This window comes from Mesorhizobium sp. M4B.F.Ca.ET.143.01.1.1 (assembly GCF_004792275.1).
In the GTDB taxonomy this organism is placed as follows: domain Bacteria; phylum Pseudomonadota; class Alphaproteobacteria; order Rhizobiales; family Rhizobiaceae; genus Mesorhizobium; species Mesorhizobium abyssinicae.
This window is the reverse complement of sequence record NZ_SRSR01000005.1, coordinates 215,460-239,821: the sequence shown is the minus strand read 5'-3', so window position 1 is coordinate 239,821 and position 24,362 is coordinate 215,460. Positions and strand designations below refer to the sequence as shown.

Sequence of the window (24,362 nt, the reverse complement as noted above, 5' to 3'; positions counted from 1 at the left end):
GTTTTCCCAAAACCGGGGCCACTTTTGGGCGACATGCATTAGCCGCCGGTTCAGTCGCAACAGGCCGGCGGCGGCTCGGGGCCGTCCTCGTACTCGTCATGCAGCCGCACCCAGTCCATCAGGCCGCCATAGGGGCCGGTCTCGTTGCGGCCCTTCGGCGTCATGTCGAGATAGTGATAGGCGCCGATCAGCGGATCGCCGCCGCGGGCGCGCGACGTGAAGGTGAGGAAGATGTCGCCGGCCCCGTCGCGGTAGAACACGCTGATGCCGGGCAGGTCCTTCGACGTGCGCGCGCGCCTTTCGAAGTTGTAGGTGGTGTCGCCGGCGGCGATCTGCTTGTCGGTGAAGGAAACCTGCATGTCGAAGTTGAAGTCGGACGCATAGGACGACACCCAGTCGAACCGCCAGCCCATGCGCTGCTTGTAGGGCAACAGCTCGGCCAGCGGCGCGCGCGCCACCACGACCAGCGACACGTCGTGGTGCTGGAGATGCAGATTGGCGCCGTCGATATGGTCGGCAAGGAAGGAGCAGCCCTCGCAGCGATGGTTCGAGCCGGGCGCCAGCATGAAGTGATAGACGATCAGCTGGCTGTTTTCGCCAAAGAGCCCGGCCAGCCGCTTCGGGCCTTGCTCGCTCTCGAAGACGTAGTCCTTGCGGATCTTCAGCCAGGGCAATTCGCGGCGCTCGGCGGCGATCTTGTCGCGCAGCCGCGTCAGTTCCTTCTCGCGATCGAGGTGCCTTTTGTGCGCCTCGAACCAGTCTTCCCGCGAAACGACGGCATTGCGATGCATGACGATCTCCTGTCCTCTCCTGCCAAGGACGTTCGATATCGGCGCGATCCGACATGGCCGACGCGCTTTTCCGCGCAGTCCCAGAAGTGGGGATGCCGCCGGCGAAAAACAAAACCCGGGCAGTGAGCCCGGGTTTTTCGTCGCGTCTGAAGAAACGTGTCAGGCGGCCTTTTCCAGCGCCGGCTGCCATTTGCCGAGCGCCGCCAGATGGTTCATGTGGGCGCGATGGACAAAGGCGGCCTGGCCGGCGGCGACGTTCGCCGCCTTGCCGCTCCAGGCCTTCTGCGCGGCGGCCTGCAGGGCACGGCCGTAGGAGAAGGTCAGCTTCCACGGATGCGGGCCGATGGCGTTGATGGCATTGAGGTTGGCGGTCGCCTCCTCGTCCGATTGGCCGCCGGAGAGGAAGGCAATGCCCGCAACCGCCGCCGGCACCGTCTCGCGGAACAGTTTGATCGTCTTTTCGGCGACGATCTCTGGACTATCCAGCTTGCCGGATTTCTTGCCCGATATGACCATGTTCGGCTTCAGGATGGTGCCTTCGAGCACGACGCGCGCGGCATAGAGCTCGTCATAGAGCTTGAGCAGCGTCGCCTTGCTGATCTCGTAGCAGGTGTCGATGCCGTGGGCGCCGTCCATCAGCACCTCCGGCTCGACGATCGGCACGATGCCGGCCTCCTGGCAGAGCGCGGCGTAGCGGGCGAGCGCGTGTGCGTTCGAGCCGATCGAGGTCTGAGACGGCACGCCCTTGGCGATGTCGATATCGATCACCGCGCGCCATTTGGCGAAGCGGGCGCCGAGCTTGTAGTAGTCGGCAAGCCGCTCGCGCAGGCCGTCGAGGCCCTCGGTGACGGTGTCGCCGGGAAAGCCGGCCAGCGGCTTGGCGCCGGCGTCGACCTTGATGCCGGGGATGGCGCCGGATGCCTTGATGATGTCGACCAGCGGCGTGCCGTCAGCAGCCTTCTGGCGGATGGTCTCGTCATAGAGGATGACGCCGGAGATGTAGCGCGTCATCGCGTCCTTGGCGCGGAACATCATCTCGCGATAGTCGCGGCGGCTGTCGGCCGTCGATTCGACGCCGATCACGTCGAAGCGCTTCTTGATGGTGCCGGAGCTTTCATCGGCGGCCAACAGGCCCTTGCCGTCGGCCACGATCGCGGCGGCAATGTCTTCGAGACGTTCGCTCATTGTGCTTCCTCCTGACAGTGGTTTTCCGCGGTTCACGGAACTCTACCGCCAAAGGAATGATGCCGGAAAGCGCGAAATCGATTGAAAGTCGCGCCGCGGGGCCGGCTCGCCGAGTCTTGATCGGGTCAATCGCTCCGGTCGCATTTCCGCAACGCCAAGCATCGCCGCCTGGCTGCAAATGCTTTGCTCCACCCAATTCCGAACGGAAAACCGCTGCGCGGTTTTCCTGGAATTGCTTCAGCGCTTCAGCACCTCGACGCCGGGCAGCGGCTTGCCTTCCATCCACTCAAGGAAGGCGCCGCCGGCGGTCGAGACATAGGTGAAGTCGTCGGCGACGCCGGCGTGGTTGAGCGCGGCCACCGTGTCGCCGCCGCCGGCCACCGAGACCAGCTTGCCTGCCTTGGTGCGTTCGGCGGCGTGCCTTGCCGCCGCCACCGTGGCGCGGTCGAAAGGTTCGATCTCGAAGGCGCCGAGCGGGCCGTTCCAGACCAGCGTGGCGGCGCGGTCGATCCAGTCGCCGACGGCCTTCACGGTCTTTTCGCCGACGTCGAGGATCATGCCGTCGGCCGGCACGTCCGATATGGCGACGGTCTCGCTGGCGGCCCCGGCCTTGAACTCCTTCGCCACGACGCCGTCGCCCGGCAGGATGATGGCGCAGCCGGCTTCGGCCGCCTCGATCATGATCTGCTTGGCAGTGGCGGCAAGATCATGCTCGCAGAGCGACTTGCCGACGGCGGTGCCGCGCGCGGCCAGGAAGGTGTTGGCCATGCCGCCCCCGATGACCAGCGCGTCGACCTTCTTCACCAGGTTCATCAAGAGGTCGATCTTGGTCGAGACCTTGGCGCCGCCGACGATGGCGACGACCGGGCGGACGGGATTGCCGAGGCCCTTTTCCAGCGCGTCGAGCTCGGCCTGCATGGTGCGGCCGGCGAAGGCCGGCAACAGATGCGCCAGGCCTTCAGTCGAGGAATGGGCACGGTGCGCGGCGGAAAAGGCGTCGTTGACGAAGATGTCGCCGTTGGCGGCGAGCTTCTCGGTGAAGGCCGGGTCGTTCTTCTCCTCGGCCTTGTAGAAGCGTGTGTTTTCCAAAAGCAGCACATCGCCCTTGTCCATGGCGGCGACGGCGCTGCCCGCTACGTCGCCGATGCAGTCGGCGGCGAAGCCGACGGGCCGGCCGAGCACGTGCGCCGTGGCGCCGGCGATCGGCTCCAGCGAGAATTCGGGCGTGGGTCCGTCCTTGGGACGGCCGAAATGGGCAAGCAGGATGACCTTGGCGCCCTTGCCGGACAGTTCGGCGATGGTCGGCGCGATGCGCTCGATGCGGGTGACGTCGGTGACCTTGCCGTCGGCGACGGGAACATTGAGGTCGACGCGCACCAGCACGCGCTTGCCGGAGATGTTGCCGATGTCGTCCAGTGTCTTGAAGCCGGCCATGCTGGTCCCTTTCCTCGAAAATCGCGGGGACCTTACCCGCCAACGGCGACGATGCAAGGCCCGCGTTGAAGCGCGCGCGCAAAAATGATGTAGGCGCGTAAGATCAGCTTTCGCTTGTTGCCTTTTGCGCTGTCGGCTCGGGCGTCGCGGGCTGTTCGGGCGGCGCTTCGACGGCAGGCGCCTGCGCCGGCTTGCGCCAGCCGCGGACGAAGGCGGCGATGCGGTCGCGGATCTCGCCGGCGCTCAGGAACACCGGTACGCGCGCCACCGGCGCGGTCGGCTCGAAGGACAGGCCGAGGCCGATGATCCGCCCCTTGTCGTCGACGTCGCGCACGATGAGCTCGATCGGTCCGATCAGCACCCGGTCGGCATATTCGGGATGGCCGCCGAGCCGCTCCGTCACCAGGGCGCCGACGGTCAGCTTGCGCTCGGCCTCGGTCAGGCCCGGCCCATAGGCGGCCTCCAATTCCTCGGCCAAGCGCGTCGGATCGAGCGCGAAGGCGCCGAAGAAATCCGCGTCCTCCGGATCGACCACGGCGCGGCTGGCGAACAGCTTGTCGAGCAGGCGCGGATAACGATCCGGCACGAAGATATAGACCTGGTCGCCGGCGGCCAGCCGGCCCATGTCCTGGAATCGCATCGAGCGGCCGTCGCGCAGCACCAGCGAGGGCCGCGCCCAGCGCGGGATGCGCTCGCCGCGCGCCACCGGGCTGCCCGGCGCCACGCGATAGGCGAGCAGCTCGTGATGGGCCGAGCCCGGCAGTTCGAGCTCGACCTTGTCGAGCGGCCCGAGCCTCGCCGGCACGATGAGGCCGAGGCGGCGCGCCAGCGGCCCGACGGTCCAGCCCTGCACGACCAGCGATACCAGCACGATGATGAAGGCGGTGTTGAAGATGACGCGGCCGTTTTCCAGGCCACCGAGCAGTGGCGTGATGGCAAGCAGGATGGAGACCGCGCCGCGCAGTCCGACCCAGGAGACGAAAGCCACCTCGGGCCGCGGCAGGCGGAACGGGACAAGGCAAAGCCAGACGGCGACCGGCCGCGCCACGAAGATCAGGAACAGGCCGAGCAGGACCGCCGGCACCAGGATCGCCGGAAACTGCGAGGGCGTGGCGAACAGGCCGAGGATCAGGAACATGATGATCTGCGCCAGCCATGACATGCCGTCCTGGAAGCGCTTGAGGATGGTGACGGCGCGGATGTCGGAATTGCCCGCTATCAGGCCGGCGAGGTAGACCGCCAGGAAGCCGGAGCCGCCAATGGCGCCGGCGGCTGCGAACACCATCAGCGACAGCGTCAGCACGAAGATCGGCAGCAGGCCGTGGTCGAGGTTCAGCCGCTCGACAAGGCGCACGATGGCGAGGCCGCCGAGAATGCCGACGACGGCGCCGACACCCATGTTGAGCAGGAAGCCGAGCGCGAGGTTGGTGACCAGCACATTGGCCTCGGGATTGGCGTGGGCGGCGATGATCTCGACCAGGGTGATGGTGAGGAAGATGGCGATCGGGTCATTGGTGCCGGATTCCACCTCGAGCGTCGCGCGCACGCGCTCGCGCAAATTGATCTCGCCGGCGCGCAGCAGAAAGAACACCGCAGCCGCATCGGTCGAGGCGACGGCGGCGCCGAGCAGGAAGGATTCCAGCCAGGTGAGGTCGAGCAGGTAATAGGCGGCGGCGCCGAACAGGCCGGTGGTCAGGATGACGCCGACGGTCGCCAGCGACAGCGCCGGCCCGGCTGCCTGGCGCAGCGCATTGAGCGGCGTGCCGAAACCGGAATCGAACAGGATGACGGCCAGCGCCAGTGAGCCGGCAAAATAGGCCAGCCTTGCGTTGTCGAATTCGATGCCGAGGCCGTCGGTTCCGGTCGCCAGACCGATGCAGAGGAAGAGAAGCAGGAGGGGAGCGCCGAAGCGAAAGGCGATCAGGCTCGAAAACGCGGCGGCAACGACAAGGGCGGTGCCGACCAGCGTTACAAGATAGATCGCATGCTCCATCCGGAATTGCCCCTCAAATCCGCCACCCTCCCCGCTTTACGGCAGAGTGGGGCGAAGACATGACCAGTGCAGGGCGGCAGCGTGGTTTTTTGCTCCTATGGGGCTGATTTCCGGAGCTTTTGCCGCTTGGGGCGCCAGCCCGGCCCGCAAACGAAAAACGCCCGGCCGAAGCCGGGCGTCTGGTCTGGAAAGATCGAAGTCCGCCGCGATCAGGCGATGGTCTTGCCGAAGGCGACCGCGGTGTCGCCCATGCGGTTGGAGAAGCCCCATTCATTGTCGTACCAGGAGAGCACCGACACGAAGTTGCCGTCCATGACCTTGGTCTGGTCGAGGGCGACGATCGAGGAATGCGGATCGTGGTTGAAGTCGATCGAGACATTCGGGTGATGGGTAACGGCGAGCACGCCCTTCAGCTTGCCCTTGGAGGCGGCGATCACCGCTTCGTTGATCTCCTGCGCGGTGGTCGAGCGCTTGGCGATGAACTTGAAGTCGACGACCGAGACGTTCGGGGTCGGCACGCGGATCGAGATGCCGTCGAGCTTGCCCTTGAGGTCGGGCAGCACCAGGCCGATCGCCTTGGCTGCACCGGTCGAGGTCGGGATCTGCGACAGCGCCGCCGCGCGGGCGCGGTAGAGGTCCTTGTGCATGGTGTCCAGCGTCGGCTGGTCGCCGGTGTAGGAGTGGATCGTCGTCATCATGCCCTTCTCGATGCCGACGGTCTCGTGCAGCACGGCGGCGAGCGGCGCCAGGCAGTTGGTGGTGCAGGACGCGTTCGAGATGACGATGTGGTCCTTGGTCAGCTTGTCGTGGTTGATGCCGTAGACGACGGTGAGGTCGGCGCCTTCGGCCGGCGCCGAGACGATGACACGCTTGGCGCCGGCGGTGAGATGCGCCGCCGCCTTGTCGCGGGCGGTGAAGATGCCGGTGCACTCGAGCGCGATGTCGACGCCGAGTTCCTTCCACGGCAGCTGGGTCGGGTCCTTGATGGCGGTGACCTTGAACTTCTCCGAGCCGACCGAGATCTGATCGCCGTCGACCGTCACTTCATGCGGGAAGCGGCCATGCACGCTGTCGTAGCGCAAGAGATGCGCATTGGTCTCGACCGGGCCGAGGTCGTTGACGGCGACGACGTCGATGTCCTTGCGGCCGGATTCATGGATGGCTCGCAGGATGTTGCGGCCGATACGGCCGAATCCGTTGATGGCAACTCTGACGGTCATGTTTCTCTCCCTGGGAGCTGGAAGGCGATTGGGTCCGCAGCTTCATAGCGGCGGACGGGCGAAGAATCCAGCCTTGGAAGGCTTGGATTTAAATCGATTAGGTTGGGCCAGCCCGCCAAGGCGGCCATGCTTGGTTTTGACGGGCTCGCTTGGCTCAACCCTTACTTGCCGTGCAGGCGGGCTTCCGCCGCTTTCGCCGCCGCTTCGGCGGTGATGCCGAAATGCGGATAGAGCTGCTCGATGGTGCCCGAGGCACCGAAGCCGGTCATGCCGACAAAGATGCCATCGCTGCCGATAATATGGTCCCAGCCCTGGCGGATGCCGGCTTCGATTGCGACCTTCACCTTCGCATTGCCGATCGTCTTCCTGCGGTAGTCGTCGCTCTGCTGGTCGAACAGTTCGAAGCAGGGCACCGAGACGACGCGGGTCGGGTGGCCGTGCTGCTGCAGCAACTCACGCGCGCCGAGCGCGACCTCGACCTCGGAGCCGGTGGCGAAGATGGTCACCGCCGCCTCGCCGTTCGCCGCGGCGAGCTCATAGGCGCCGGACGCGCTGAGGTTCTTCTCGCTGTGCTCGGTGCGAACGGTCGGCAGGTTCTGGCGGGTCAGCGCCAGCGTCGACGGCGTCTTTTCGGATTCGAGCGCCAGCTGCCAGCACTCCGCCGTCTCGACCGCGTCGGCCGGGCGGAAGACGTTGTGGTTGGGGATGGCGCGAAGCGCTGCCACATGCTCGACCGGCTGGTGCGTCGGACCGTCCTCGCCGAGGCCGATCGAGTCATGGGTCATGACGAAGATCGAGCGGATGCCCATCAGCGAGGCCAGCCGCATCGACGGACGGGCATAGTCGGAGAAGCACAGGAACGTGCCGCCATAGGCGATCAGGCCGCCATGCAGCGTCAGGCCGTTGATCGCTGCCGCCATGCCATGCTCGCGGATGCCGTAGTGGACATAGCGCTGGCCATAGTCGTCAGGGGTGATGTTCTTGGTCTGGCTGGTCTTGGTGTTGTTGGAGCCGGTCAGGTCGGCCGAGCCGCCGATGGTTTCCGGCACCGCGCCGTTGATGACTTCCAGCGCCATTTCCGAGGACTTGCGGGTGGCGACCTTGGGCTTGTCGGCCGAGAGCTTCTTCTTGTAGTCGGCGATCACGCTGTCGAAGTTCGACGGCAGCTTGCCGGAGATGCGGCGCTCGAACTCGCCCTTCAGCGTGGCGTCGGCCTTGGCGAGACGGCCTTCCCAGTCGGCGCGGACCTTGGCGCCGGCCTGGCCGGCGGCGCGCCAGGCGTCGAGGATGTCGGCGGGAACCTCGAAGGGCGGCGAATCCCAGCCGAAGAATTTGCGCGCGCCGGCGATTTCCTCGGCGCCGAGCGGCGAGCCGTGCGCCTTGTTGGTGCCGGCCTTGGTCGGGGCGCCGAAACCGATGGTGGTCTTGCAGGCGATCATCGTCGGCTTGTCGGAGTGGCGCGCCGCCTCGATGGCGTAGGCGATGGCTTCCGGATCGAAGCCGTCGATGTGGGTAGCGTTCCAGCCGGAGGCCTGGAAGCGGGCGACCTGGTCGGTGTTGTCGGCGAGCGACACCGGGCCGTCGATCGAGATGTTGTTGTTGTCCCACAGCACGATCAGCTTGTTGAGCTTGAGATGCCCGGCGAGCGCGATGGCCTCCTGGGAGACGCCCTCCATCAGGCAGCCGTCGCCGGCCAGAACATAGGTGTAGTGGTCGACGAGGTCCTTGCCGAAGGCGGCGTTCATGATGCGCTCGCCGAGCGCGAAGCCGACCGAGTTGGCGAGACCCTGGCCGAGCGGCCCAGTTGTAGTCTCGATGCCGGCGGCATGGCCGTATTCTGGATGACCGGCGGTCTTCGATCCGAGTTGGCGGAAATTCTTGATCTGGTCGAGGGTCATGTCCTCGTAACCGGTCAGATAGAGCAGCGAGTAGAGCAGCATCGAGCCGTGGCCGGCCGACAGGATGAAGCGGTCGCGGTCGGCCCAGTGCGGGGCCTTGGCGTCGAATTTCAGGAAGCGGGTGAACAGCACCGTGGCGATGTCGGCGCAGCCCATGGGCAGGCCCGGGTGGCCGGAATTGGCCTTCTCGACGGCGTCCATGGAAAGGAAACGGATCGCATTGGCCATCCGGTCATGTTGTTCACGCGAGGTCATGCTTCCTCCGGGGTGGGGGTTTGAGGCCCTGGGACAGGCCTGGAAAGGGTGCGCGACACATAGCAGGCGCGGCCCTTGAGTCAACAAATCGGTGCGTTTTTGCCGGGCTTGTGATGGCCCCGGCAGACCTACATTAGCGTTAGCGGGGGACAGTCGCGAGAGCTTTATTGACGTTGCCTTCACACGGCGCCTAATGTTTCCTGGATAACGCGTTCTGAACACGAACGATTCGGTGATGGGCAGGGTGCAGGACGAGCCATGACCGGGGAAACGACGCTCAAGGAAGTCATCGCCAGGCTTGGCAAAGCCATCGAAGGCCTGGAAAACGCCGTCGCGGCCAAGCTCGAGCACGAGCGCGACTATTCGGAGGCCGAGGCGGAGGTGCAGCGCATGAACGCCGACCGCTCAAGGCTGGCGCAGGAACTCGACAATTCCGAAGCGCGCGCCGAGCGGCTGGAAGACGCCAACAAGGAAGTATCGCGCAGGCTGGTGACCGCCATGGAAACCATCCGCGCGGTGTTGGACAGGTAGGCCAATGGCACAGGTCACGGTTTCCATCGACGGCAAGCAGTACCGCATGGCTTGCGACGAGGGCCAGGAAGAGCACCTGATCGACTTGGCCGAGCGCTTCGACCGCTATGTCGCGCATCTCAAGGACTCGTTCGGCGAGATCGGCGACCAGCGGCTGACGGTGATGGCCGGCATCATGGTCATGGACGAGCTTTCGGAGCTGCAGAAGCGCGTCAAGGGCATGGAAAGCGAAGTGCTGACGCTGCGCAAGACGCGCGACGACGCGCTGGCCAAGGCCGGCAAGAGCGACGGCGTGCTGACCGACGCGCTGGGCGCGCTGGCCCAGCGCATGGAAGACCTGGCGACGACGCTGGCGGTCAAGAAGGCCTGAGCCCGAGGCGGCAGAAATTCCTGCCGGATTTGCCGAGAAAAGATGAAAATTTTTCATCGCCGGCGCCATTCCCGGCGGCCTGCGCCGTATGAAGCCTGCCTTGGGAGTGGTAGAGATTGCGAGCGGTGCCGGCGCGGCATGCCGGCGGCAGTCAAAGGGTAGGGACATGTCATGAGTCTTCGGATCAACGATATCGCGCCGGACTTCACGGCCGAAACCACGCAAGGGACGATCAGCTTCCATCAATGGATCGGCGATGGCTGGGCGGTGCTGTTCAGCCACCCGAAGAACTTCACCCCGGTCTGCACGACCGAGCTCGGCACCATGGCCGGGCTGGAGGGTGAGTTCAAAAAGCGCAACGTCAAGATCATCGGCATTTCCGTCGACCCGGTCGCCAGCCACGACAAGTGGCAGGCCGACATCAAGACGGCGACCGGCCAAGAGGTGAAATATCCGCTGATCGGCGACAAGGACCTCGCGGTCGCCAAGCTCTACGAGATGCTGCCGGCCGGCGCCGGCGAGAGCTCGGAAGGCCGCACGCCGGCCGACAACGCCACGGTGCGTTCGGTCTATGTCATCGGGCCGGACAAGAAGATCAAGCTGGTGCTGACCTATCCGATGACCACGGGCCGCAACTTCGACGAGATCCTGCGCGTCATCGATTCCATCCAGCTGACGGCCAAGCACCAGGTGGCGACGCCGGCGAACTGGAAACAGGGCGAGGATGTCATCATCACCGCCGCGGTCTCCAACGAGGACGCGATCAAGCGCTTCGGCGCCTTCGATACGATCCTGCCGTATCTGAGGAAGACCAAGCAGCCTTCGGCGTGAGCCCTTTAACTTCTCCCCGTGAACGGTGAGAAGGTGCCCGAAGGGCGGATGAGGGGCAGCGCCGCGTTCGGCTGTGATTGCGCCGAAACCTTCGTAGGTCGTTCTGAAAGGAAAACCTCGCGGCGTGGGCGCTGCCCCTCATTGTCCTGCCGGACATTTCTCCCCGTATAGTGACGGGGAGAAAGGGCTGGTTTCGCCGCCTTCGCCAAACAAAAAAGGCGGCGCCGGAGCGCCGCCTTTTCATTTATGCCTTCAGCTGGCTAAGCCGCCGGCTGCGCCTCGATGGTGCGCAGGGCCTGGGTCTGGCGCTTGGCTGCGGCCTTGACCGCGTCCTGCACCTTCTCGAAGGCGCGCACCTCGATCTGGCGCACGCGCTCGCGGCTGATGTCGAACTCGGCCGACAGCTCTTCCAGCGTCAGCGGCTCGTCGGCGAGGCGGCGCGCCTCGAAGATGCGCCGTTCGCGCTCGTTGAGCACGGAAAGGGCGCCCGACAGCATGGAGCGCCGGTTTTCCAGCTCGTCCTGCTCGATCAGCATCTCTTCCTGGCTTTCGTGGTCGTCGACCAGCCAGTCCTGCCATTCGCCGGACTCGCCCTCGCTCGCCCGGATCGGGGCATTGAGCGAAGCGTCGCCCGACAGGCGGCGGTTCATCGACACCACTTCCGCCTCGGAGACGTTGAGGCGCGTGGCGATCTCGGCGATCTGCTCGGGCTTCAGGTCGCCATCGTCGAGCGCCTGGATCTTGCCCTTCACCTTGCGCAGATTGAAGAACAGGCGCTTCTGGTTGGCGGTGGTGCCCATCTTGACCAGGCTCCACGAGCGCAGGATGTACTCCTGGATCGAGGCCTTGATCCACCACATGGCATAGGTGGCGAGCCGGAAGCCGCGCTCCGGTTCGAATTTCTTGACGGCCTGCATCAGGCCGACATTGCCTTCCGAGATCACCTCGCCGATCGGCAGGCCGTAGCCGCGATAGCCCATGGCGATCTTGGCGACGAGCCGCAAATGGCTGGTGACGAGCTTGTGCGCGGCCGTGGTGTCCTCATGCTCGGCGTAACGCTTGGCGAGCATGTACTCTTCCTGCGGCTGAAGCATCGGAAAGCGACGGATTTCTTCCAGGTAGCGGCTGAGGCCGCCTTCGCCGGAAACGATACTGGGTAGTGACTGGGCCATGATAGCGCCCCCTCTCTATTGGAGTGATGCCCCCGAAACGCGGCGGGCATGTGACGCGAATGCCAATCGGCTCATCCGCGGCAACTGGTGTATATAGGAACAAAACCAGAAAAGACAGGCATTTGTTCAACACGAAACAGTGTGTCACGCTGAAGTGAACAACGCCAGTCAGGTTTTTTGATGGTTGGCTTGAAGCGTCTTGATAGCGGGCTCAGAGATTGCGAAAGCCGCCGACGAGTTCCTCCATGTCCCTCGGTATCGGCGCCTCGAACCTCATCGTTAGATGGGTAGCCGGGTGTCGGAATTCAAGCAGCCAAGCGTGCAGGGCTTGCCGCGGAAAGGCATTGACAGCGCCTTTCAGCGGTTCGGGCAACCGGTTTGCCTTGGTGCGGAAAGCCTGGCCGTAATCGGGATCGCCGACGACGGGATGGCCGATATGGGCCATGTGGACGCGGATCTGGTGGGTGCGGCCGGTCTCCAGCCGGCATTCGACCAGGCTTGCGGTGGCGAGGTCCTTCTGCCGCTCGCCGAAGCGCTCGATCACGCTAAAGTGCGTGACCGCGTGGCGGGCGTCGTCGCGGCCTTGCGGCACCACGGCGCGGCGCACGCGGTCGGCGGCGCGGCCGAGCGGCGCATCGACCGTGCCGGTCGGTCTCGACGGAATGCCCCAGACCAGCGCCAGATAGGCGCGTTCGAGGTCGCCGGTGCGGCCATGATCGGCAAAGGCCTCCGACAGCGCCTTGTGGGCGCGGTCGGTCTTGGCGACGACCATGACGCCGCTGGTCTCCTTGTCGAGACGATGGACGATGCCGGGCCGCCTGACACCGCCAATGCCTGACAGGCTGTCGCCGCAATGGTGGATGAGGGCATTGACCAGCGTTCCGGTCCAGTTGCCGGCGCCGGGGTGGACGACCAGTCCCGCCGGCTTGTTGATGACGATCACTTCGTCGTCCTCATGGAGGATGTCGAGCGCGATCGCCTCGCCGCGGGGCTCGGCCGGCTCGGGCTCCGGCATCTCGACCGCTACCCGCTCGCCGGCGGACATCTTGCGCTTGGCCTCCTCGACGACCTTGCCGCCGATGCTGACCGCGCCCTGCCTGATCAGCATCTGCACGCGGCTGCGCGACATGTCAGGGCCGAGTTGGCCGGCCAGCCATTGGTCGAGGCGCTGGCCGACGGCATCGGCCCCTGCCTGCAGCACGATCGGGGCTGCCTCTATGAATTGCTGGGTCTCTTCGCTATGAGCGCTCATCGAAAGAAGGTTCCGGAATTTTTGCCATGGTCAGGCCGATTGCCGACGAAGACGAAGAAAAGCCGCTCGATCCCGGGGTCGAAAGCGTGCGGAAGAAACTCTTGCGCTTCATGGCCATCAATCTCGGCCTTTTGTTGCTTGCCCTTATGGTGGTGATCGGAGCGCTTGTCTACAAAGCGCGCAACGCGCCGCCTGCCAGCGCCCCGGTTGCCGGCGATATCCAGGTGCCGGCCGGCGAACCGTTGAGCGCCGACATCGTGCTGCCCGTCGGCGCCAAGGTGGTCAGCCAGTCGCTGTCCGGCAACCGCATCTCGATCGATGCCGAGCTTGCCGACGGCAGTCGCGCCATCTTCGTCTACGACATTGGCGAGCGCCGCCTCGTTGGCCGTCTTGCCATTCGCAATAAATGACGGGCTTTGCCGACAACCGCCGGGTGGCCACGGTGGCGATCGTGGTCAGGGACTATGACGAGGCGATTGCCTGGTATGTCGAGCGGGCGGGCTTCGTGCTCACCGACGATGTCGACCTCGGCGGCGGCAAGCGCTGGGTCACCGTTGCGCCGGCGAACGGAAACGGCGCGCGGCTGCTGCTGGCCGAAGCATCCGACGCCGAGCAGGCAAGCCGCATCGGCGACCAGACCGGCGGCCGGGTCTTCCTGTTCCTCGAAACCGACGACTTTGCCCGCGACCATCAGGCGATGCTCGCAAACGGCGTCGAGTTCCGCGAAGCGCCCCGCTTCGAGGCCTATGGCACGGTGGCGGTGTTCGCCGATCTCCACGGCAATCTCTGGGACCTGATCGAGCCGAAACGACAGGGCTGAGCTCGACAGTTTTGGAATGTCAGCGAACGCGCCGAAACCCCAGTTGCTTTTTCCCAGCCGCCAGCCTATGTAGCCGGTTCTTGAGCGCGCCCATCGTCTAGCGGTCAGGACACCGCCCTCTCACGGCGGGAACAGGGGTTCGATTCCCCTTGGGCGTACCAAGCAATATCACGAGTTCGGTCATCAATCCCAAGGCGGTCATAGGACCTTTGGTGATTGCTACTTCAGCGCCCCGCAGGCGCGTTGATCTCAAGATGCGCGCCTCAATCTCGCCGTCTCGCACCATCGATCGGTCTGTTGCCTTGTTTGACCTCGCGCCGGTGCCCAAAATCGCTGCTATCATTTCCAGAGGCAAAGACTCAGAGGGTCAGGTGTATCGGCCACTGGCGGATCGCCCCTGTCAGGTGGCCGGGGCAATTTTCGCGATGCTGGGGAGGCAGCGGTGCAATGTCGAAAGTGAGCAGATGGTTTCGGGACAAAAAGATTTTCCTGGGCAGGCACCGATTGCCTGAACATGTCCTGGTCGGACGACATTCTCACAACCTAAGCAGCAGCTCCTTCCTCTATTGCACTGAGAAATCGCCGGTGATTATTGGCGCTTTCTGCGCGATAGCGCCGGGCGTGCTGTTTGTTTGCCAGGCAGATCATCCGACCGAGACTGCATCCAATTTCGGTTTGCAGAATCAGGTCCTGATGACGAAAACGATAGATCAGTATCTTCAGACGAAGGGGCCGATCGTCGTTGGCAATGACGTCTGGATTGGAGCCCGCGCCATAATCCTGTCAGGGGTCACCATCGGCAATGGCGCCGTTGTTGCGGCGGGGAGTGTGGTAACCAAGGATGTTCCGCCCTATGCAATTGCAGCCGGCAACCCGGCCAGGCTGATTAGATACCGTTTCTCGGACGAAACCATCGACGCGATGCAACGAATTCGTTGGTGGGACTGGCCGCTGGAAAAGCTGAAGCAAGAAAAGGCAGCCTTCGATCTGCCGGCTGAGCGGTTTGTCGAGCGCTTTGGTTAGTTCGCGGTGTGGCCAAAGAACTGCCGGCGATACTTTTTCCACCTCCATTCAATGCGTTTCCACCAGAGAGGCCTCTGCTTGCCGCCCTCGATCGACGTCGTGAACCGGCCGTTGTGCGTGCCCTGTTCTACGATAGGGCGCTCGAACCACAGTATGTCCGTACCGGTGGCCTTGTCGCAGTCATTTACCGCAATATCGATTGGAAGATTAAGTTCGTTTCGGTCGAACCAGTTGCATCGCGCTTGCGCGGCGGAGCGAGTCAAGATGTAGGAATCCGTGCAGCGACTATGGTTCGCAGGATAGAGCGATCTGCCCTTTGTCAGCTTGGACCTTGGCGTGTAGTAGTTGCCGCCATTGCCCAGATAAACGACCGCCTGTCTGCCCGCCGCAAGCTCCTGAAGCGCGTCTTCGAGGCGTGCCACGAAGTTGCGAGCGAGAAACACGTCATCCTCAAACACCAGGCAATACGGCAAGTCCGTGTTGAGGAATTCTCTCCAGATGCCAATGTGCTTGCGCGCCAGGGACACCTGCGCAGGTTTGAGAGCTGCCTGTCGATCCTCTGCAGAGAGATCGGCGACGTCGTGGTCCAGATACCAGTGAACCGGGACACCGCGATGAGCAAACTCGCTGCGAATGTGCAGCTCCCGCTCCTCATATCCGATCTTTACGTGACAGATGCGGCAAAAGACTTGGTTGGGAAACATCGATACCCCCAGGGCATACGAAAACGGCGACTAACATTAGTGACTGCCCATCGACAAGTCACCGCGCTCGCACCCTTGAAACAAGCCCATGAGCTCGAAAGAGCCCTGTCGTCAACGCGACGGAGGCACGCACTTTCCAACGTGCACGATCGGCGTTTCTGATCTGGCAGACGGAACCGCCTTCGCTTCTGGCGCGCAGGGCCCGATTGATTTAGCATCGTGTGATGGGACTTTGGCTATCGCTCGGCGCGGCGGTGCAAAAGGCCGGGCGTAGATCCGGTGGGCGCCGATGCCGGGTTCCGGGAAGGGAGACCGATGCAGAAACTGCAGTCGCAGGGCGTCCATCACATCACGCTGGTCGGCGCCGGGCGCCAGACCTCGATCGATTTCTGGGAAGGCGTGCTCGGCATGCCCTTCGTCTTCGAGCAGCCCAATCTCGACAAGGCGAGCGAGAGCCATCTCTATTTCGATCCGGGCGACGGCCGGCTGATCACCGTCTTTACCGACGAGAGCCGCGCGGCGGTGGCCAGGCGCACGCCAACCGATACGGGCTGCGTCCACCACATCGCCTTTTCGGTGTCGCGCGTCACCTTCCTGCAGGCGGTTGGCCGGCTCGACGAGCGCGGCATCAAGCATAGCGGCGTCAAGGATCGCGGCTTCATGGATTCGATCTATTTCGAGGATCCGCTTGGCCTGCTGATCGAGCTCGCCTCGTATCGCTTCGAGCCGCCGACGGGCTTCACCCATGCCGACGTGCTGATGCAGGCGCACAAGATCCGTGTCGCGCGCGGCGATTACAACATCGCGGAAGTGCATCTCGCCGACGCGATCCAGACGCTGGTCGAATGGTCGCGCGCGACCTTGTCGGATGATCGGGGGCCAAAAAATCCATACGCACGAGACTGACAAGCCTGAGGGAGGAACAGATGGCGAAGGCAGCAACAAAGAGCGCAAGCAAACCGGCAACCAAGCCGGCAACAAAGACCGCCAAGCCGGCGGCGAAAGCGGCTGCGAAGTCGGCAACAAAGGCAAAGGCAAAAGCAGCAGCCAAGCCAGCCGCGAGGGCGACAGCTAAGGCCGGGCAGGCGACGGCAAGGGCCGCGCCTAAGGCCAAACCGGCGAAGAAGCCGGGGCTGAAGCTCAGCATGCTGAAGCCGAGCGTCAACAACATGACAGTTCGGGTGTTCGCGCGCGCCGCCGGCTTCGACCATGCCGAGACCGACGCCTGGGGGCTTACGCGCTCGCCGGAATTCCTGGCGCGCAACCCGGCCCATCTGACGCCGATGATCGAGGACAAGGGCCTGCCGCGGGGCGTGCTGTGGGAAAGCTGCGCCATCATGCAGTATCTCGCCAACAAGCACGGACTGGAGAAGTTCTACCCCAAGGCGCCGGCCAAGCGGGCCATGATCGACAGCGCCATGTTCTACCTTGTCGGCACGCTCTACCCTTACGTGGCGCGCGCCACTTATCCGGCGCTCGGCTTCCCGCAATATGCCGGCGAGGTCGGCCACAGCGACGCGCATCCCGACAGGAAATCGGAGGCCCAGAAGGCGGCCGCCTCCGCAATCGCCGAGCCGCTGGAGGTCTTCCACAGCTTCTTCCGCAACGGCAAGCCGTTCATCGGCGGCAGCAACCCGTCGATCGCCGACATAAGGCTGGCGGCGACGCTCGAATTCCTGGCGGTCATCGACTATGCGCTGCCGCAGTGGGCGAAGGACTATATGGCGGCGATGGAGAAGAAGCTCGGCAAGGCGTATGCCGAGCCGGCCGGCGACGTGCGCGGCTACATTGCCTATGTGCGGTCGCAGGCCAAGGCGTAAGCGCCGGCAAGTGGCGTCGCTGAGCCTGGCGACCGGTCGGGGTTAGGGATTGGTTAACCAAAGACCTGTCTACTGGCCGCTGGTTCACCTCAGGCGCGCGACCACGGATGTACTGGCGCGGATGCCGAGGCGAAAGGAAGGTCGGCCTTGCGCCGGCCTTTTGCTTTTCGCCGGCTGCCCGACCCTGGCGAAGGCGCCTGGCTATCCCTGCAAAACCTGTTGGCATCTTCGGCTTTGACCGTAGCATGAAGGTGGCGGCGGAGCGGGAGAGAGGAGAGGATCCCCGGCAATGAAAGGCACTGCACTCTCGGCATGCTTCGTCGCACTGCTGGCAGCCATGCCCTGTCAGTCGAATGCCGCCTCGCTCAACACCATGAACGATGTCGGAGCGGCGCTGCAGGCATGCTGGACCCCGCCGGCCAATTCGGAGAACTCGTCGGTGACCTTGAGCTTCAGCTTCAGGCGGGACGGCACGCTGATCGGCCCACCCAAGCCGACGGCGATAAAAGTGAAGGGCGACGCGAAGGCGAGGCAGGCCTATGTCGACGCAGCGACCGCGGCACTGCAGCAGTGCCTGCCGCTGAGCCTCTCGCCGGCGCTGGCGCAGGGCATTGCCGGCAACATCTTCACGCTGCGGTTCAATTCGCCCAAGCAATAAAGACATGGGCGGACTGCTGAAAGCTGGTCGGTCTGGGGATCAGTGCCGCGCGCGCCTCGCATCGACATGGCGCTGCAATTCCGGTGCCTCGAAGACGTAGTCGCTCCAGGCCGATTCCGGAATCTGGCCCGCCAGATAGCATTCCAACAGAAGGTTCTGCTCTTGTGTCAGGGGTCTCGGCGCCCGCTCATGATCCAGTCCAAGTGAATGGATGAGGTTCCTGGTCAGGCCAGAGACGGTGAAGTGAATCGACATCCTCTGTCTCCTTTGCCCTAGAACGCCGATTGTGCGCCAAAGGTTTCAACGAGGCCATTCGACACTTTGAGCTAGGCCCCGCGTTGGCGGCCGAGGACGCCGTCGGATCGAGCCGCCGGCCTTCCTTCCGGCCAACTGACCTTGCCGCCGCTATTCGCAGACCACGCGGTAGCGCTTGCCGGGCTCGCTGACGTTCCGGCAGGCGAGCGGCTGCTTCGGCTCGGACGACAGCGAGGGAGGGCTCGCCACCTGCCCTGCCGGCGCTGGCGGGGGGCCGAGCCTGCGGCCAGGCAACCGCCTTGGCGCCTGCGGCGCCACCGGAAAGGGGCCTGCCTGCATTCGCGGCGGTCCGGCCTGCGGCTGCGGCGGGGGCCTGTCCCAGATACGCCTGACGTCGAGCGGCTTCGGGATCATCACGGTGCCATCGTCGCTGCGTGCGCAGCCGCCTGCCGCAAGCAGCGCGGGGCACAGGAAAAACAGCACGATCCGTCCGAACATTAGCAACACCCCAATATACGGTTTATAACGCGGCAGCGCCGCAGCCGACAACCTGCGCGATGCGGCCAGACCGCGACAGTTCGCCCCCGGTCGCGGTTTGTTAAGGTTAGCGGATCGTTAATGCTTCTGAGGCACAGTCCGCCGACGAACCGCGACGGGGGTTCGGCTGGGGGTGGCATCAGCATGGCGGACGTGGACGGGACGGGGAACGGCGGCAAACGCGACCCCCTCGAAGCAGCGGTTGCGCGCAGCGACGACGCGCTCGCCGAAGACGGCGTACAGCATCTTGCCGATCTCGAGCGCACGATGGACGCCATGCATATGGGCGTCGTGCTCCTGGATGCCCAGCTCGACACGCTGATCATCAACAAGGCCTATCGCGACCTCTCCAGAATTCCCGACGGGGCAGTGAGCGTCGGCGCTCCGTTCAGCCGGCTGATGGAACTCAATCGCCGCAACGGCATCTATGGCGATATCGGCGAAGAGGAATGGCAGCGCTACCTCGCCAGCCGCTTCGCGGAGATTCGCGGCGGCTCCGTCGCGCCGCGCGAGTTTGTCCACGCCAACGGCAGGACAATGATGTTCTCGGTCACCGCGCTGTCCGGGGGCAAGCGGCTGTTGACCTACTACGAGGTCACCGACGTCAAGCGCCGCGATGCCGAGGTCGAGAGCGCCAACGCCAGGACCGCGGAGACCTTCGCCAATCTTCGCGCCATGGTCGACCAAATGCCGATCGGCGTCCTTGTCCTCGACGCGGACATGCGCGCGCAGGTGATCAACCGCGCCTTCCACGAGTTCTGGAAAATCGAGCCCAGCCGCGCCGGGATCGGCAGCGGCTTCCGCGAGCTGATGGAAGCGAGCCGCGGGATCGACCCCTACGGAGCCGACGACGAGGCATGGCAGCGCCTCATGGCCGAGCGCGAAGCCGAGATCAGGGCTGGCGTTGCCGGATCGCGGCAGCTGCCACTCAATGACGGCCGCACGCTGATTGCCTCGCTGGCGCCGCTTGCCGGCGGCAAGCGGCTGATCTCCTATGTCGACGTCACCGACATGAAGGAGCGCGAGGCGGAGGCCGAGGACGCGCGCAAGAACCTCGCCACCGTGCTGGAATCGCTGCCGGCCGGCGTCATCATCTACGATCGTGACGACAGGTTCGTCTTCGCCAACCGAAAACTGCAGGAGACGCTTCCGGCGCTGAAGCCGGTGTGGCAGCCCGGCCGAAGCTTCCGCGAGGCGCTGGCGCTCGGCCATTCGGTCGGCTATTTCCGCCAGAGCGGCGATCCTGAGATCGACAGCCTCTACGAGCGCGATCGCGACGGGTGGTTCGACGCGATGCTCGCCCACAACCGGCTGCCGAACTCATCCTATGAACGGCGCAATCCGGACGGCCGCTGGTACCAAGTCTACGACATGCGGACCGAGGACGGCACCTTCATCGGCGTGCGCGTCGACATTTCCGACATCAAGAGCCGCGAGAAGGCGCTGCATGACTCGATGCGGCAGATCGATCTGTTCCGGCACGTCATGGACGAGCTGCCGGTGGCTGCCTTCATCAAGGCCCAAGATCTCAGCATCGAATTCGTCAACAAGGTCTGGTGCGCCATCACCGGCCTCGCCAAGGAGGACGTCATCGGCCGCAGCGACCGCCAGTTGTTCGGCGCCGAGGATGCCGAAAGCTACAGCCATGACGACACCGAAGTGGTCGTCGCCGGCAAGGTCCTGGAGGTCGAGGAGCCTGTCACCCATCGCGACGGCACCGTGCGGCAACTGATGACGCGCAAGAGCCGCCTGGTGGCGACAGACGGGTCGGTGCATCTGGTCGGCTCCAGCACCGACATCACCGACGTCAAGGCGCGCGAGCGGGCGCTGGAAGAGAGCATGCGCGAGAACGAGGTGTTCCGCAGCCTCATCGACAACGTGCCGGTGTCGATCTACGCCAAGCGTTCGGACCTCAGGCAGTTCTACGTCAACAAGGGCTGGTGCGACCTCACCGGCTTCGCCAAGGAAGATGCGATCGGCAGGACCGACGTCGAAATCTTCGGGCCGGACGGCGAGGCCTTCGTCGCTGGCGATCTCGCCGTGCTGCGCACCGGCGAGACGCAGGAGATCGAGGAGAGCGTGACGCTGCCCGACGGCAGCGTGCGGCACCAGTTCGCGCGCAAGGGGGCGATGATTGCCTCCGACGGTTCGCTCTATCTGATCGGATCGACCACCGACATCACCGAGCTCAAGCAGCGCGAGGCCGAACTCAGCGAGGCGCGGCAGCGCGCCGTGCTCGCCGACCGCGCCAAGTCGGAATTCCTGGCCAATATGAGCCATGAGATCCGCACGCCGATGAACGGCGTGCTCGGCATGGCCGAATTGCTCGCCAAGTCCGACCTCGACCCCAAGCAGAAGACGTTCACCGACATCATCGTGAAGTCGGGCAACGCGCTTTTGACCATCATCAACGACATCCTCGACTTCTCCAAGATCGATGCCGGCCAGCTGGTGCTCGATCCGGCGCCCTTCAACCTTGCCGAGGCCATCGAGGATGTGGCAACGCTGGTGTCGACTCGCGCCAAGGAGAAGGATCTCGAGCTCATCGTGCGCGTGCAGCCTGGCCTCGACAGCCAGTTCGTCGGCGATGTCGGGCGCATCAGGCAGATCGTCACCAACCTGCTCGGCAATGCGGTGAAGTTCACCGACGAAGGCCATGTGCTGGTCGACGTCACCGGCGAGCGCGTGCCGACGGGAACGAAGCTCACCATCTCGGTGACCGACACCGGCATTGGCATTCCGGAAGACAAGCTGAAGGCCGTGTTCGAGAAGTTCAACCAGGTCGATACGTCGTCGACGCGGCGGCACGAGGGCACTGGGCTCGGTCTTGCCATCACCTCGCGGCTGGTCGAGCTGATGAGCGGCGAGATCGGGGTCGAGAGCGATGAGGGCAAGGGCTCGACCTTCTGGTTCACAGTGACGCTGCCGCGGGCCATGCAACAGAGCGGGCAGCGGATCATGCCGGTCGACGTCACCGGAGCCCGGGTGCTGATCGTCGACGACAATGCCGTCAACCGCTCGATCCTGAGCGAGCAGATGGCGTCGTGGACGTTCGATTCCTGCGCGGCCGAGAGCGGCGCCGAGGGGTTGAAGGTGCTGATCGCCGCCGCCGCCTATGGCGTGCCGGTCGATTGTGTCGTGCTCGACTACCAGATGCCGGGCATGAGCGGCGCCGAGATGGCGCGTATCGTGCGCAACACCGACGGCCTTGCGCACACGCCGATCATCATGCTGACGTCCGTCGACCAGTCGCTCGCCAACACCAGCTACCGCGACCTCGGCATCGATGCACAGCTGATCAAGCCGGCGCGCTCCTCGGTGCTGCTGGAGACGCTGGTCGCCACCGTCCAGCGTCACCGCCACAGCGCGGCGGTCAGCCATCCGCAGCAGGCGGCGAGCAGCAGTGCGGGGATAGCGCAGCCGGCGCCTGCCAGGGCCGCCTCGGCGGTGTCGGAGCGGGCGCTGCTGCAGCCGCCGCCGGTGCGTGCGCGCGCCCGGCCGACCGGTGGCGAACGCGGGCTCGATATCCTCGTGGCCGAGGACAATGAGGTGAACCAGATGGTGTTCACCCAGATCCTCGGCGAGACCGGCTACGGCTTCGAGATCGTCGGCAACGGCCGCAAGGCGCTCGACGCCTACGGTAGGCTCAAACCGCGCATGATCCTGATGGACGTGTCGATGCCGGAGATGAACGGGCTGGAGGCGACGGCCGCCATCCGCCGGCTGGAGGAGGAGAGCGGCATGCATGTGCCGATCGTCGGCGTCACCGCGCATGCGCTGAAGGGCGATCGCGAGCGCTGCCTGGAGGCCGGCATGGACGACTATCTGCCCAAGCCCATCAGCCCGAGGGCCCTGCTCGAAAAGCTGGAGCGCTGGATCGGCGCCGACGGCCAGGCGCAGAGAAACGCCGGCTAAACCTGTCGAGGCCGCTGCTTCGGGGCGAGTGTCGTCGCAGCGCCCGGTTTGCGAAGCACGCCGGACAACCGAGGCTGCCGTGGGGATATGGTGCGATCGCACCATATCGAACCGGGCATCGAGCCGAAACAATGGCGGCATCGGATTCGCTCCCCCGGTTACGGGCGGGAGCAGCGACCGCCGGCTAGAAACAGCGTCGACTCTACCCCAACGGACCTGTTTTCGGCGATGGCTCGGCCATGATACGCTCTGGCCAGGGGCAACGCGCTCTCGTCCGGCTTTTCTTTTCTCGGCGGCCGAGGCTCGTGCCGCCGAGGGCAGGGCGGGCCTCCAGAATCGCGCAAGTCCCTGATTCCCACGGCAAACCGCCGTTGCCTCGCCGAGGGCTGGCTGCCAGCCGTTTCCGGCGAGCCGGTCAGGCGTTACCGGGCTGACACGAAACTGTCATGCGACTGTAATAATCGGAAGCTATTGGCCTCACCGGGCGCCGATGGACAGCGGTGCCAAGAGTCCATCTTTCGAAGAGACCATCTTCCGAACAGGAGCAGGCCACATGAACAAATTTCTCCTCACGGCGTCGGCCGCCGCGCTTGCGCTGGCCGCGTCGTCCGGCTTCGCCGCCGCGCGCGACCAGATCCAGGTTGCCGGGTCGTCGACCGTGCTTCCCTATGCCAAGATCGTTGCCGAGCAGTTCGGCGAGACCTTCACCAAGTTCAAGACCCCGGTGGTCGAGTCCGGCGGCAGCGGCGCCGGCATCAAGGAATTCTGCAAGGGCGTCGGCGAAGACACCATCGACATCGCCAACTCCTCGCGCCCGATCAAGAAGGACGAGATCAAGTCCTGCGCCGACGCCGGCGTGAAGGATATCCAGGAAGTCCGCATCGGCTATGACGGCATCGTCTTCGCAACCGACATCAAGGGCCCGGACTGGGCGCTGGTTCCCGCCGACATCTACAAGGCGCTGGCCGCCAAGCTCGTTGTCGACGGCAAGCTGGTCGACAATCCGAACACCAAGTGGAGCCAGGTCAACCCGAAGCTGCCCGACTGGGACATCGCCGCCTACATCCCGGGTGAGAAGCACGGCACGCGCGAAGTGTTCGAGACCAAGCTTCTCGACGCCGGCTGCGACAAGGCTGCCATCAAGGCCACCGGCATCAGCGACGACAAGGAAATCGGCAAGACCTGCATCGCCATCCGCAAGGACGGCAAGGCTGTCGACATCGACGGCGACTACACCGAGACGCTCGCCCGCATCGACTCCAACAAGACCGGCGTCGGCGTGTTCGGCCTCGCCTTCTACGAGAACAATGCCGACAAGCTGAAGGTCGCCAGCGTTGAAGACGTCGTGCCTTCGACCGAGACCATCGCCAGCGGCAAGTATCCGGTTTCGCGCCCGCTGTTCTTCTACGTCAAGAAGGCGCATCTCGGCGTCGTTCCGGGCCTGAAGGAATATGTCGAATTCTTCCTCGACGACCAGATGATCGGCCCGGAAAGCCCGCTTGCCGAATACGGCCTGGTTTCGGCTCCCGACGCCGAGCGTCAGTCGCAGCGCGACGCCTTCGCCGCCGGAAAGACCATGTAATCAAGCTTAGGGCCGGGGCGCGGGATTACCTGCGCCCCGGCCTCTTCGCCCGCCGCAGTGGCGGTGGCGACCGGAGCGTGATCCCGAAATGGGACCGGACAAGATCATGCTCGAAC

The 24,362-nt window shown here is 64.6% G+C and carries 22 protein-coding genes and 1 tRNA gene; 12 read left to right on the top strand and 11 right to left on the bottom strand.

Features of this window, described 5'->3' with window-relative positions:
* Window positions 1-50 precede the first annotated feature (50 nt).
* From EN786_RS14735 to tkt, 6 genes are all read right to left on the bottom strand, one after another.
* Complete coding sequence (locus EN786_RS14735) at window positions 51-791, bottom strand: thioredoxin family protein (protein ID WP_127392384.1); 741 nt, start codon at window positions 789-791, stop codon at window positions 51-53.
* Between the two features lie 159 nt (window positions 792-950).
* On the bottom strand, window positions 951-1,976 hold the full coding sequence (locus EN786_RS14730) for a class I fructose-bisphosphate aldolase (protein ID WP_127310280.1): 1,026 nt from the start codon (window positions 1,974-1,976) through the stop codon (window positions 951-953).
* Between the two features lie 237 nt (window positions 1,977-2,213).
* A complete protein-coding gene (locus tag EN786_RS14725; protein ID WP_127282777.1) occupies window positions 2,214-3,410 on the bottom strand; it encodes a phosphoglycerate kinase in 1,197 nt (398 codons plus the stop codon).
* A 103-nt stretch (window positions 3,411-3,513) separates the two neighbouring features.
* The gene (locus tag EN786_RS14720) at window positions 3,514-5,403 is read right to left on the bottom strand and encodes a potassium/proton antiporter (RefSeq protein ID WP_127282778.1); all 1,890 of its coding nucleotides are present in this window, start codon (window positions 5,401-5,403) and stop codon (window positions 3,514-3,516) included.
* A 209-nt stretch (window positions 5,404-5,612) separates the two neighbouring features.
* Window positions 5,613-6,623 carry a type I glyceraldehyde-3-phosphate dehydrogenase gene (gene gap, locus EN786_RS14715; protein WP_127310279.1) on the bottom strand — a complete coding sequence of 337 codons (1,011 nt, stop codon included), beginning with the start codon at window positions 6,621-6,623 and terminating at the stop codon, window positions 5,613-5,615.
* A gap of 161 nt (window positions 6,624-6,784) precedes the next feature.
* On the bottom strand, window positions 6,785-8,776 hold the full coding sequence (gene tkt, locus EN786_RS14710) for a transketolase (RefSeq protein ID WP_127282780.1): 1,992 nt from the start codon (window positions 8,774-8,776) through the stop codon (window positions 6,785-6,787).
* Window positions 8,777-9,034: 258 nt separating this feature from the next.
* Between tkt and EN786_RS14705 the strand changes: the two genes are divergently transcribed.
* The 3 genes from EN786_RS14705 (at window position 9,035) to EN786_RS14695 (ending at window position 10,508) form a co-directional block, all read left to right on the top strand.
* A complete protein-coding gene (locus EN786_RS14705) occupies window positions 9,035-9,307 on the top strand; it encodes a DUF4164 domain-containing protein (protein WP_006200774.1) in 273 nt (90 codons plus the stop codon).
* A 4-nt stretch (window positions 9,308-9,311) separates the two neighbouring features.
* Window positions 9,312-9,677, top strand: a complete 366-nt coding sequence (locus EN786_RS14700; protein WP_127282781.1) for a cell division protein ZapA — start codon at window positions 9,312-9,314, stop codon at window positions 9,675-9,677.
* 171 nt (window positions 9,678-9,848) lie between these two features.
* Window positions 9,849-10,508, top strand: coding sequence for a peroxiredoxin (locus EN786_RS14695; RefSeq protein ID WP_127282782.1), 660 nt, complete (start codon window positions 9,849-9,851; stop codon window positions 10,506-10,508).
* A gap of 260 nt (window positions 10,509-10,768) precedes the next feature.
* On the opposite strand, the gene rpoH is transcribed toward EN786_RS14695, so the two are convergent.
* On the bottom strand, window positions 10,769-11,680 hold the full coding sequence (rpoH, locus tag EN786_RS14690; RefSeq protein ID WP_127282783.1) for an RNA polymerase sigma factor RpoH: 912 nt from the start codon (window positions 11,678-11,680) through the stop codon (window positions 10,769-10,771).
* A gap of 211 nt (window positions 11,681-11,891) precedes the next feature.
* The gene (locus EN786_RS14685) at window positions 11,892-12,932 is read right to left on the bottom strand and encodes an RluA family pseudouridine synthase (RefSeq protein ID WP_127282784.1); all 1,041 of its coding nucleotides are present in this window, start codon (window positions 12,930-12,932) and stop codon (window positions 11,892-11,894) included.
* A gap of 26 nt (window positions 12,933-12,958) precedes the next feature.
* On the opposite strand from EN786_RS14685, the gene EN786_RS14680 reads away from it, so the two are divergent.
* The 4 genes from EN786_RS14680 to EN786_RS39285 all read left to right on the top strand — a co-directional run bounded on the left by EN786_RS14680 (window position 12,959) and on the right by EN786_RS39285 (window position 14,775).
* Window positions 12,959-13,342 (top strand): fimbrial protein, encoded by a 384-nt coding sequence (locus tag EN786_RS14680; protein ID WP_127282785.1) that lies wholly within the window; start codon window positions 12,959-12,961, stop codon window positions 13,340-13,342.
* Window positions 13,339-13,752 (top strand): VOC family protein, encoded by a 414-nt coding sequence (locus EN786_RS14675; protein ID WP_127282786.1) that lies wholly within the window; start codon window positions 13,339-13,341, stop codon window positions 13,750-13,752. The genes EN786_RS14680 and EN786_RS14675 overlap by 4 nt, the downstream gene beginning before the upstream one ends.
* 86 nt (window positions 13,753-13,838) lie before the next feature.
* A tRNA-Glu gene (locus EN786_RS14670) sits at window positions 13,839-13,913 on the top strand.
* 286 nt (window positions 13,914-14,199) lie between these two features.
* The gene (locus EN786_RS39285) at window positions 14,200-14,775 is read left to right on the top strand and encodes a CatB-related O-acetyltransferase (RefSeq protein ID WP_127310285.1); all 576 of its coding nucleotides are present in this window, start codon (window positions 14,200-14,202) and stop codon (window positions 14,773-14,775) included.
* On the opposite strand, the gene EN786_RS14660 is transcribed toward EN786_RS39285, so the two are convergent.
* Complete coding sequence (locus EN786_RS14660) at window positions 14,772-15,479, bottom strand: glycosyltransferase family 25 protein (RefSeq protein WP_127282787.1); 708 nt, start codon at window positions 15,477-15,479, stop codon at window positions 14,772-14,774. The two genes, EN786_RS39285 and EN786_RS14660, sit on opposite strands and share 4 nt — an antisense overlap.
* A gap of 315 nt (window positions 15,480-15,794) precedes the next feature.
* Between EN786_RS14660 and EN786_RS14655 the strand changes: the two genes are divergently transcribed.
* The 3 genes from EN786_RS14655 to EN786_RS14645 all read left to right on the top strand — a co-directional run bounded on the left by EN786_RS14655 (window position 15,795) and on the right by EN786_RS14645 (window position 17,957).
* Entirely contained in the window at window positions 15,795-16,385 is a 591-nt protein-coding gene (locus EN786_RS14655; protein ID WP_127282788.1) for a VOC family protein, read from the top strand.
* Window positions 16,386-16,405: 20 nt separating this feature from the next.
* Window positions 16,406-17,299, top strand: a complete 894-nt coding sequence (locus tag EN786_RS14650) for a glutathione S-transferase family protein (RefSeq protein ID WP_127310286.1) — start codon at window positions 16,406-16,408, stop codon at window positions 17,297-17,299.
* Window positions 17,300-17,636: 337 nt separating this feature from the next.
* Window positions 17,637-17,957 (top strand): hypothetical protein, encoded by a 321-nt coding sequence (locus tag EN786_RS14645; protein WP_245478266.1) that lies wholly within the window; start codon window positions 17,637-17,639, stop codon window positions 17,955-17,957.
* A 39-nt stretch (window positions 17,958-17,996) separates the two neighbouring features.
* On the opposite strand, the gene EN786_RS14640 is transcribed toward EN786_RS14645, so the two are convergent.
* Window positions 17,997-18,212, bottom strand: coding sequence for a hypothetical protein (locus EN786_RS14640; RefSeq protein WP_127282790.1), 216 nt, complete (start codon window positions 18,210-18,212; stop codon window positions 17,997-17,999).
* A gap of 150 nt (window positions 18,213-18,362) precedes the next feature.
* Entirely contained in the window at window positions 18,363-18,710 is a 348-nt protein-coding gene (locus EN786_RS14635) for a hypothetical protein (RefSeq protein ID WP_127282791.1), read from the bottom strand.
* A gap of 183 nt (window positions 18,711-18,893) precedes the next feature.
* Between EN786_RS14635 and EN786_RS14630 the strand changes: the two genes are divergently transcribed.
* Together EN786_RS14630 and EN786_RS14625 are read left to right on the top strand one after the other, a co-directional pair.
* The gene (locus EN786_RS14630) at window positions 18,894-22,664 is read left to right on the top strand and encodes a response regulator (RefSeq protein WP_135908632.1); all 3,771 of its coding nucleotides are present in this window, start codon (window positions 18,894-18,896) and stop codon (window positions 22,662-22,664) included.
* 553 nt (window positions 22,665-23,217) lie between these two features.
* Window positions 23,218-24,246 (top strand): substrate-binding domain-containing protein, encoded by a 1,029-nt coding sequence (locus EN786_RS14625; RefSeq protein WP_127282793.1) that lies wholly within the window; start codon window positions 23,218-23,220, stop codon window positions 24,244-24,246.
* The last annotated feature ends 116 nt before the right edge of the window (window positions 24,247-24,362 follow it).

Excerpts from the sequence above, each read along its gene's own strand:
- EN786_RS14735 (WP_127392384.1), bottom strand. The coding sequence starts at position 791 with ATGCATCGCAATGCCGTCGTTTCGCGGGAAGACTGGTTCGAGGCGCAC.
- EN786_RS14730 (WP_127310280.1), bottom strand. The coding sequence starts at position 1,976 with ATGAGCGAACGTCTCGAAGACATTGCCGCCGCGATCGTGGCCGACGGC.
- EN786_RS14725 (WP_127282777.1), bottom strand. The coding sequence starts at position 3,410 with ATGGCCGGCTTCAAGACACTGGACGACATCGGCAACATCTCCGGCAAG.
- EN786_RS14720 (WP_127282778.1), bottom strand. The coding sequence starts at position 5,403 with ATGGAGCATGCGATCTATCTTGTAACGCTGGTCGGCACCGCCCTTGTC.
- gap (WP_127310279.1), bottom strand. The coding sequence starts at position 6,623 with ATGACCGTCAGAGTTGCCATCAACGGATTCGGCCGTATCGGCCGCAAC.
- tkt (WP_127282780.1), bottom strand. The coding sequence starts at position 8,776 with ATGACCTCGCGTGAACAACATGACCGGATGGCCAATGCGATCCGTTTC.
- EN786_RS14705 (WP_006200774.1), top strand. The coding sequence starts at position 9,035 with ATGACCGGGGAAACGACGCTCAAGGAAGTCATCGCCAGGCTTGGCAAA.
- EN786_RS14700 (WP_127282781.1), top strand. The coding sequence starts at position 9,312 with ATGGCACAGGTCACGGTTTCCATCGACGGCAAGCAGTACCGCATGGCT.
- EN786_RS14695 (WP_127282782.1), top strand. The coding sequence starts at position 9,849 with ATGAGTCTTCGGATCAACGATATCGCGCCGGACTTCACGGCCGAAACC.
- rpoH (WP_127282783.1), bottom strand. The coding sequence starts at position 11,680 with ATGGCCCAGTCACTACCCAGTATCGTTTCCGGCGAAGGCGGCCTCAGC.
- EN786_RS14685 (WP_127282784.1), bottom strand. The coding sequence starts at position 12,932 with ATGAGCGCTCATAGCGAAGAGACCCAGCAATTCATAGAGGCAGCCCCG.
- EN786_RS14680 (WP_127282785.1), top strand. The coding sequence starts at position 12,959 with ATGGTCAGGCCGATTGCCGACGAAGACGAAGAAAAGCCGCTCGATCCC.
- EN786_RS14675 (WP_127282786.1), top strand. The coding sequence starts at position 13,339 with ATGACGGGCTTTGCCGACAACCGCCGGGTGGCCACGGTGGCGATCGTG.
- EN786_RS39285 (WP_127310285.1), top strand. The coding sequence starts at position 14,200 with ATGTCGAAAGTGAGCAGATGGTTTCGGGACAAAAAGATTTTCCTGGGC.
- EN786_RS14660 (WP_127282787.1), bottom strand. The coding sequence starts at position 15,479 with ATGTTTCCCAACCAAGTCTTTTGCCGCATCTGTCACGTAAAGATCGGA.
- EN786_RS14655 (WP_127282788.1), top strand. The coding sequence starts at position 15,795 with ATGCAGAAACTGCAGTCGCAGGGCGTCCATCACATCACGCTGGTCGGC.
- EN786_RS14650 (WP_127310286.1), top strand. The coding sequence starts at position 16,406 with ATGGCGAAGGCAGCAACAAAGAGCGCAAGCAAACCGGCAACCAAGCCG.
- EN786_RS14645 (WP_245478266.1), top strand. The coding sequence starts at position 17,637 with ATGCCCTGTCAGTCGAATGCCGCCTCGCTCAACACCATGAACGATGTC.
- EN786_RS14640 (WP_127282790.1), bottom strand. The coding sequence starts at position 18,212 with ATGTCGATTCACTTCACCGTCTCTGGCCTGACCAGGAACCTCATCCAT.
- EN786_RS14635 (WP_127282791.1), bottom strand. The coding sequence starts at position 18,710 with ATGTTCGGACGGATCGTGCTGTTTTTCCTGTGCCCCGCGCTGCTTGCG.
- EN786_RS14630 (WP_135908632.1), top strand. The coding sequence starts at position 18,894 with ATGGCGGACGTGGACGGGACGGGGAACGGCGGCAAACGCGACCCCCTC.
- EN786_RS14625 (WP_127282793.1), top strand. The coding sequence starts at position 23,218 with ATGAACAAATTTCTCCTCACGGCGTCGGCCGCCGCGCTTGCGCTGGCC.